Raw genomic sequence first — 5775 nt, 5'->3', positions numbered from 1 at the left:
GAACTCGTCCTCGACCGCGACACCGACGCCCTCCGCAAACCCGCGTTGTGGAGCGCGCTCGCCGGCGTCGCCGTCGCACTCTACATGTGGGTGTGGCCCCCAGGCGTCATGCTGGTCGGCATCTTCGGGATCTACCTCGTCTATCAACTCACAAGCGACTACGTCACGGGCGGGTCGCCCGAGCCGGTCGCGTTCGTCGGCGTCGTCTCGATGACCGTCGCTGCGGTCCTGATGCTCGTGCAACTCGACACGACATCGGTCAGTCCGGTGGAGTTCTCCTTGCTCCAGCCCCTCCTCGCCTTTGGTGTCGCCATCGGCGCGGCGGTGCTTGCCGGGCTGGCTCGGCTGTTCGACGGCCGGAGCCTCGACCGGTCGTACTATCCAGGTGTCGTCGTCGTCCTGATCGCCGTCGTCACCGGCGTCGTCGCCGTTGCCCTTCCCTCGTTGTTCGGGACGGTGCAGGCGAACGTCCTCCGCATTGTCGGGTTCAGTGCAGGGGCGGCCACGCGAACGATCTCCGAGGCCCAACCGTACCTCGCTCCGGACATCCTTGAACGGAATCGTATGACCGCCACGGGGCGGATCATGGCCGACTACGGCCTCGCGTTCTTTACAGGCGTCGCGGCTGTTATCTGGCTGGTCGCGAAACCGCTGGTCCGTGGCGGTGAAACCGAACGGATTGGCTACGCGGTCGGGAGTCTGGCTCTCATCGGCCTACTCTTTCTCGTCCCCGGGCCGTTCCGGGCGCTCGGCAACAGTCTGGGCGTCGTCTCCGAACTGATCGGCGTTACCTTGATCGCCATTATCCTCTTCGGTGCCGTTCTCCAGACGAACTACGACGCCGAACAGCTCCTGTTCGTGATCTGGGCGGCGTTTATTACCTCGGCGGCGTTTACGCAGGTGCGGTTCAACTACTATCTCGCACCCATCGTCGCCATCGCGAACGCCTACCTGATCGGACAGATCCTCTCGTATCTGGGCCTCCGTACCGGAACGCTCGATACCGTCCGTGACCTCCAAGGCTATCAGGTACTCGCGGTGTTGGCGGCCGCAATGCTGATCATCACGCCGGTGTTGCTCGTCCCGATGAGCGTTCGGGGCACCGGCAACGCCCAGTTCGATCAAAGCGACACGGCGTGGCGGTCGGGCCAACAGGCCGGTGTCGGCGCGGTCACAGAGTGGGACGAGTCGCTCAGGTGGATGGAGTCGAACACGCCGGCCCCCGGAACACTCGGGGGCGCGGACAACGAGCTGGCGTACTACGGCACCTACGACAGAACCGACGACTACGACTATCCGGCCGGGGCATACGGCGTGCAGTCGTGGTGGGACTACGGCCACTGGATCACCCTCCGGAGCGAGCGTATCCCGAACGCCAACCCGTTCCAACAGGGTGCGACCGACGCGGCGAACTACCTGCTCGCGCCCAGCGAGTCGGCGGCACAGAACGCGCTCGGCGAGCGCAACAAAGAGGCCGCCGGCACGCGGTACGTGATGGTCGACTGGCAGATGGTCCACCCGCAGTCGAAGTTCGGCGCGCCAATCGTGTTCTACGACGACTCCGACGTCACGTCGTCGGACTTCTACAACCGGGTGTACACCAGCAACCTCCGCGGGAGTTTCCAGTTGCGAACCCAGCGCTACTACGAGAGCCAGATGGTGCGGCTGTACGCCTACCACGGGAGCGCCGTGAATCCCCAGCCGATCGTGGTCGACTGGGAGGAGCGGCGCGTCCAGACGCAGGCCGGCGAGGAGATCACCGTCCGAACCGGGCCGCAGGCCGAGGACGAGTCGATGGTCAGGCAGTTCGACAACGTGTCGGCCGCACAGGCGTACGTCGAGGAGGACGGCACCGCACAGGTCGGCGGGGTCGGCCACTTCCCGAGCGAGCGGGTTCCCGCACTGGAACACCACCGGCTGGTGAAGGTGAGCAACTCGTCGACGGCCGAACGATCCGGACGGTACCAGCGTCTCCAGCGCCAGACCTTCGCCGTGACCGGCGTCCCGCCGTCTTCACAGACGCTGTACGAGCCGTCGTGGGTGAAGACGTTCGAGCAGGTTCCCGGGGCAACGATCACCAGCGACGGACTACCGGCAAACATCTCGGTCCGGGCGACGGTGCCGATGCGCGTTCCGACAACGAACGAGACGTTCACCTACACCCAACGGACGAGAACGAACGAGGACGGTGAACTGTCGATGACCCTTCCATACGCCACGACCGGGTACGACGAGTACGGGCCCGAAAACGGCTACACCAACGTGAGCGTTCGCGCGGCCGGGCCGTACGTGATCGAGTCGTCGCTCGCCAACAACAACGGGTCGCTCGTCCAGTACCAATCCGAGATTCAGATCGAGGAGGGTCGCGTCAACGGTGACGTGTCCGGCGAACGCGAGGTAACGTTGGAGGAGACAAACCCGCTGGAGAATCTCTCACTGGACGGGAACGAGTCCGACTCGGGGTCGGAGTCAGGATCCGAAAACGGATCGGCCACACTCGAACCCGTCGGATCGGTCGACCGCGATTCCGGGAGCGACAGGCCGGAGGACACGAAATCGGACACGACCGCTTCGTCGTTCGGTCCCCCGGCGGTCGCAGTCGGTAGGAACTGACACCGGATGGTACGACGGCTCCACCCTCTCGTCGTCGTCTATTTCAAGGGAATCTGCATGGGGGCGGCCGACGCGGTCCCCGGTGTCTCGGGCGGCACCATCGCGCTGGTCGTCGGAATCTACGAACGGTTGATCGGTGCCGTCACAGCAATCACCCTGGCGCGGGTCCGGCGTGTTCTCGCCGCGTCACTCTCCGGCCGGTGGGCCGACGCCCGTGAGGCGTTCGACGAGGTCGACGGGCTCTTTCTCGGCGCACTCGGTGGTGGGATTCTCACCGCCGTCGTCGTGGCGACGCGGCTCCTTCACGTCGCCCTCGAATCCGATCCCGTCGCGGCCTTCGGGTTCTTTTTCGGACTGATTGCCGCGTCGGCGGTGGTCCTCTCCTCGGAGGTCAGCCTCAACACGCCCGGCCGGATCGGAGCGTCGGCCGGCGGGTTCCTGCTCGCGTTCGTCGGCGGTGGACAGGCCGCCGCGGCGCTTCCCTCGACGACGCCGGTCGTTGTCGCCGTCGGTGCTGTCGCTATCAGCGCCATGGTCCTGCCCGGCATCTCTGGCTCGCTCATCCTCGTCATTCTCGGGCAGTACGAGTTCCTCGTCGCCCGGCTGTCGGCGTTTGTCGATTCGGTGCTCGGCGTTGCGGTGGGCGGGAGCGTGACAGCGGTGATCGACCCCGGGCGGATCGTTGTCGCGTTCGCCGCCGGCGCGGCCGTTGGCCTGTTCACCGTCGCCCACGCGGTTCGCTGGGCGCTGGAGCGGTACCGCGCCGCGACGCTTTCATTTCTGGTGAGTCTCATCGTCGGCGGGTTGCGCGCCCCGGTCGTCGAGGCCGGCCGGAACCTACCTACGGGTTGGACCGCGGGGGCGACGCTCGCGTTCGCACTCGCGGCGGTCGTCGGGGCTGTTGCCGTTCTCGGCCTAGAGCGCTACACCGGTGGTCTGGCGACGGACGCCTAATCGAGGCGGGCGACCGTGACGTACGTCTCGGGGCGCGTCTCGGCGCGTTCGATCGCGAAGCCGGCGTCGGTCTGGAGCGCGATGGCGTCGCCGATGGCGTAGGTCTCGTCCCGCGGCGGGCCGGCCACGCCGGCGCCGTCGCGGTCCCAGTCGACCGTGACGAGACGCCCGCCGGGGCGGAGAACCCGTGCCACCTCGGCCAAGGCGTCTGAGTCGGCGAACTCGTGGAACGTCATCGTAGAAACGACGGTGTCGAGGGCGGCGGCGGCAAACGGTAGGTCGCCGGCCTCGGCCTCGACCAGTTCAACGGAGTCGGGGACGCCCTTCTCGCGGTAGCGGTCGTGCATCGCCGACTGGACGTCGATTGCGTACACCATCCCGGCGTGTGGCGCGAGAGCGTCGGTGTAGAAGCCGGTCCCACTGCCGAGGTCCGCGAGCGTCATACCCTCGTGGGGGGCAACGAGGGCGTGAAGCTCCTCGCGTGAACAGAACCGGTACCGTTCGGCCGCGTCCTCAAGAGCGTCAGCCCGGTCGACGTCGAACGTATGAAAGCCCATGTCGTGGGCTATCGACCGCGTGATATAAAGACCGCGTGCCGGTGGGTCAGGGTTAAATCCCCGTCGTGCGGTGGCACAGATATGGACGTGACCATCCGGAAACCGACCGAGCGGGAGTGCGAGGAGTGTGGTCGCCGAGAGGTATGGAACGACACGACGGGAACGTGGCGGGTCGCCGTCGGCGACGACCGGCGCGTCGGCGAGGTGTACTGCATCCACGAGTGGGATATCAACGGCACGTTCGTCCCTGTCGAGTCCGATGGCGACGGCGTCGACGCGTAGGTGCGGGGGCGGCAGTTTATACTTTCGTGGCGTCGACGCCGGGTATGACCGAGACGATGACCACGGCCTACGTCACCGCCCCGCAGGCGGCGGCGGACGGGCTGGCTCGCCGACTCGTCGACGAGCGATTGGCGGCCTGTGTGAACGTCGTGCCCTGCGATTCGGTGTACCGCTGGGGCGATGAAATCCACGAGGACGAGGAGTCGATCCTACTGGCCAAAACCGCCGAGGACCGGTACGACGACCTGCGGGCGGCGATGATCGAGTGGCACCCACACGACGTGCCCTGTATCGAGCGGTTCGACGCCGCGGACGCTCACGATCCGTTCGCGTCGTGGTGTGTCTCGGCGGTTCAAAAGGCGGGTAAGGAGAACGGCGACGGATCGTAACGCCACGGGATACAGGTCGCCGGCCGTGGGCCGGCGAGACGTCACCGAGCGGCGGCAAGAGCCTCTAAGACTCCGTCCATGTGTGCCCCGTCGGTGACGCGGTCGGCGGCGGCGCGGGCCGGGTCGTCGGCGTTTGCGACGGCAAAGGAGCGGCCCGCGGTTTCGAACGTCGACACGTCGTTTTCGCTGTCGCCAACGGCGACGAACGCCTCGGGGTCGAGGCCGAGTGTTTCCGCAACCGACCGGAGGCCGTCGCCCTTCTCGACGCCGGGTGTCTTGAGATGGTACGCGTAGCCCGTATCGACCACGTCGAGGTCGAAGTCGGCTGCGACGCTCCTGAGAAGCGCCTCGTCAGCATCGAGGCTGACTGCCACCTCCGTCTCCCGCCACCGGTTGACGGTGTCGGCCGTGCCCCATCCCAGGTCGCCCCCGCGGTCGACGAACGCCTGTGCGGCCTCACGAACCCGGTCGCCGTCGACCGTCAACGTCACCTCGTCGTCCGCGTAGACAACGCCGCCGTTCTCCGCGACAACCTGCTCCGGGATTGCGAAAAAGTGACACAGTGCGACCGGGTACGGGAACGCCTTCCCCGTCGCCAGAACGACCGGCGCGTCCCACGCCGGGACAGTCTCGAAAGCCCGGGGGTCGATCCCTCCGGCCGGCGTCGTGAGCGTCCCGTCGATGTCGAGGACAAGCGGCGGCGCCATATCCGATTTCAACGGCGCGGCCGTAATAAACGACGCGCTACGACGCGATCAAAAAACGCGATAGTCAGGAACGTGCGGTCCCGCTCTGAAAGTCCGGGAGCCTGCGTTTAGGCGTCTGCCACCTGCTCGTTTTCGTTCTCTGCGCCTTCATCCTCGGCGCCTTCGTTCTCGTTTTCGTTCTCGTTCTCTTCGTGTTCTTGCTCGTTCTCGTTCTCGTTTTCGTTCTCTGCGCCTTCATCCTCGGCGCCTTCGTTCTCGTTTTCGTTCTCGTTC

General features: G+C 66.3%; 6 protein-coding genes. 4 read left to right on the top strand and 2 right to left on the bottom strand.

Annotation, left to right across the window (positions count from 1 at the left end; all coding sequences use genetic code 11):
* Nucleotides 1-2613: oligosaccharyl transferase, archaeosortase A system-associated (locus tag Q0925_RS11340; RefSeq protein WP_299335567.1), on the top strand; the 2613-nt coding region annotated here is incomplete at its 5' end.
* 6 nt (nt 2614-2619) lie between these two features.
* On the top strand, nt 2620-3567 hold the full coding sequence (locus tag Q0925_RS11335; protein WP_299335565.1) for a DUF368 domain-containing protein: 948 nt from the start codon (nt 2620-2622) through the stop codon (nt 3565-3567).
* Here the strand turns inward: Q0925_RS11335 and Q0925_RS11330 are convergent.
* The gene (locus Q0925_RS11330; protein WP_299335562.1) at nt 3564-4124 is read right to left on the bottom strand and encodes a class I SAM-dependent methyltransferase; all 561 of its coding nucleotides are present in this window, start codon (nt 4122-4124) and stop codon (nt 3564-3566) included. The genes Q0925_RS11335 and Q0925_RS11330 overlap by 4 nt on opposite strands.
* A gap of 81 nt (nt 4125-4205) precedes the next feature.
* On the opposite strand from Q0925_RS11330, the gene Q0925_RS11325 reads away from it, so the two are divergent.
* Together Q0925_RS11325 and cutA are read left to right on the top strand one after the other, a co-directional pair.
* Nucleotides 4206-4406, top strand: coding sequence for an HEWD family protein (locus Q0925_RS11325; RefSeq protein ID WP_299335560.1), 201 nt, complete (start codon nt 4206-4208; stop codon nt 4404-4406).
* A 44-nt stretch (nt 4407-4450) separates the two neighbouring features.
* Complete coding sequence (gene cutA, locus Q0925_RS11320; protein ID WP_343218119.1) at nt 4451-4795, top strand: divalent-cation tolerance protein CutA; 345 nt, start codon at nt 4451-4453, stop codon at nt 4793-4795.
* A gap of 41 nt (nt 4796-4836) precedes the next feature.
* Here cutA and Q0925_RS11315 read toward each other — a convergent pair whose 3' ends face one another.
* Entirely contained in the window at nt 4837-5502 is a 666-nt protein-coding gene (locus tag Q0925_RS11315) for a phosphoglycolate phosphatase (protein ID WP_299335558.1), read from the bottom strand.
* Between the last annotated feature and the right edge of the window lie 273 nt (nt 5503-5775).

Origin of the sequence: Haloplanus sp. (genome assembly GCF_028275055.1) — an archaeon.
Classification (GTDB): domain Archaea; phylum Halobacteriota; class Halobacteria; order Halobacteriales; family Haloferacaceae; genus Haloplanus.
Note: the sequence above shows the minus strand (reverse complement) of the source record. Positions and strands in the feature narration are given on the sequence as shown.